Origin of the sequence: Brooklawnia sp. (genome assembly GCF_032229645.1) — a bacterium.
Classification (GTDB): Bacteria; Actinomycetota; Actinomycetes; order Propionibacteriales; family Propionibacteriaceae; genus Brooklawnia.
The window spans coordinates 36195-38625 of the sequence record NZ_JAVTWX010000099.1 but is presented as its reverse complement, the minus strand read 5'-3'; the positions used below and the strand labels follow the sequence as shown (position 1 = coordinate 38625).

Below are 2431 nucleotides of genomic sequence, written 5' to 3'. Positions count from 1 at the left end.
TGATCCCGGATGAACTTTCAGGCTCCCGCAGGAGCGGAGCGGGCCGCCCTGAGGGTTCACTGTCGACAACTTCGGTCGACACTCGCACGTGCCCGATGACCGACCGGTGCGGGCCGCAGATCGGCCCCGACACCGGTCGGCCACCGGACGTTCGTTCACGCTAGGGGATGAGCACGTGGCGGATAAGTTCTTACAGCTGATCTTGGCCATCGTCGCCTTGGTGGTGGTCGTCGCATTACTGCTCGGCGCAGCGAGTCTGGCACGTGGCAGATACGGCGACCGCGTCCGGGCGATCTTCTTCGTCGGACCGACCGTGCTGCTGGTCGCGATAGGTCTGGTCTGGCCGACGATCCTGACCATCGAGAAGTCCTTCCGGGGGTTGGCCGGGGTCGGCTCCTTCTCGTTCTCGAACTATGTGCAGATCTTCAGCCGCGAGGATCTGCGAACCTCGATCGTCAACACAGCCGTCTGGGTACTGCTGGTGCCGGTGCTGGCAATCTCGATCGGCTTGCTCTATGCGATCATCGTCGACCGGACTCCAGTGGAAGCCGTGGCCAAGACGCTGATCTTCCTGCCGATGGCGATCTCCATGGTGGGCGCCTCGGTGATCTGGAAGTTCGTCTACGAATACAAGCCCACCCAAGCCCCACAGATCGGCCTGCTCAACCAGGTACTCAAATCGTTCGGGTTCGAGACCAGGCAGTTCCTGATCACCGGGCCCTGGAACAATCTCTTCCTGATCGTCGTAATGATCTGGATTCAGGCAGGGTTCGCGATGACGGTGCTTTCTGCTGCCATCAAGGCCATCCCGGACGAGATCATCGAGGCCGCGAAGATCGACGGTGCAACCGGGTGGTCGCTTTTCCGGTTCATCACGCTACCGAGCATCCGTAATTCGCTGATCATGGTGCTGACCACGATCGCCATCGCCGCACTGAAGATCTTCGACATCGTCCGGACGATGACCGGCGGGAACTTCGGCACCTCGGTGGTCGCCAACGACTTCTACTCGTCCAGTTTCACCCAGAACCAGCCGGGGCTCGGCTCGGCGCTGGCCGTGCTGCTGTTCATCCTGGTGTCGCCGATCATCGTGTACAACGTGCGACAACTGAGGAAGGTGAGCTAGATGAGCGCCCTGATCCTTTCGCCGGACGAGACGGCCGAGCTTGAGCAGACCAAACGCAAGCGCCGCCACGATCCGACCCGCGCGGTGACCTCGCCGTGGGCAACCGCGGTGGCCATCCTGATCGCCACGATCTGGACAGTGCCGACCATCGGGCTACTGATCACGTCGTTCCGGCCGCAGGCAGACATCACCCGTTCCGGCTGGTGGACGGTGGTCAGCGACCCGAGCTTCACGCTGGACAACTACGTGAAGGCGCTGTCGGGCAGCGGCTCGTCGTCGATGCTCGACTATTTCGTGAACTCGTTCGTCATCACCATCCCCAGCACGCTGTTTCCGCTGGCATTCGCTGCGCTGGCCGCCTATGGCTTCGCCTGGTTGCGCTTTCCGGGACGCGACTGGCTCTTCGTCGCGGTGTTCGCGTTGCAGGTGGTGCCGCTCCAGGTGGCACTGGTTCCGCTGATGCAGATGTACGGCTGGATCGGAATCGACGGCAGCTACTGGACCGTGTGGATCTCGCACACGATCTTCGGGCTGCCGCTGGCGGTCTTCATGATGTTCAACTCGATCCGCGACCTGCCGCCATCGCTGGTGGAGGCGGCCACGATCGACGGGGCCAGCCCGGTGCAGATCTTCTTGCGGATCGTGCTGCCGCTGGCCACTCCGGCCATCACCGCCTATGGCATCTTCCAGTTCTTGTGGACGTGGAACGACCTGCTGGTTTCGATGGTCTTCCTGGGCGGCAGCTCGGGCGTGGCGCCATTGACCGTCTACATCTCGCAGCTGTCCGGTAGCCGCGGTTCGGCCTGGTACCTGCTGAGCGCGGGTGCGTTCATCTCCATGGTCATCCCGGTGACGGTCTTCTTGTTGATGCAGCGCTACTTCGTCCGGGGGCTGACGGCGGGCGCCGTGAAGTAAAGACCCACCCGATAGCGTGGCACTGTCAACGCCGACGCTGTCGAGAAAGAGGTCAGATGAGTCTCAGCAGGGTGCTGCAGGCGGTGGAGACCCACTCGGGCGAACCCATGCGCGTGATCACCGGCCTTGCGAGCCAGGGCGTACTCGTCCTGGTCATCACCCACGATCCTGACCGTCGTGGCCTCTGTACTGGGTTGCCTGTGGGGACGCCGGCTGAGCCGCAAGCAGTTCAAGCGGGCCGGCATCATCTGAGATTGCCCCCGCTGGAATAGCCGCATGAGGGCAGGCGTTACCGTGCGTGGAAGGTAGTTGAGAGGAAAACTAATGACTCAGGTAGTTGAGACCCGGAACCTCACCGACACGCCGATCGCGCCGATCTTGGCCGATCGC

2 protein-coding genes are annotated in these 2431 nt (G+C 62.6%); both read left to right on the top strand.

The annotated features are described in order from the left end of the window. Positions 1-175 precede the first annotated feature (175 nt). Positions 176-1126, top strand: a complete 951-nt coding sequence (locus AAFP05_RS07610) for a sugar ABC transporter permease (protein WP_341729259.1) — start codon at positions 176-178, stop codon at positions 1124-1126. Beyond that, positions 1127-2041 (top strand): carbohydrate ABC transporter permease, encoded by a 915-nt coding sequence (locus AAFP05_RS07605; RefSeq protein ID WP_341729258.1) that lies wholly within the window; start codon positions 1127-1129, stop codon positions 2039-2041. The last annotated feature ends 390 nt before the right edge of the window (positions 2042-2431 follow it).

Coding starts and splice junctions, on each gene's coding strand:
- AAFP05_RS07605 (WP_341729258.1), top strand. CDS start 1,127: ATGAGCGCCCTGATCCTTTCGCCGGACGAGACGGCCGAGCTTGAGCAG.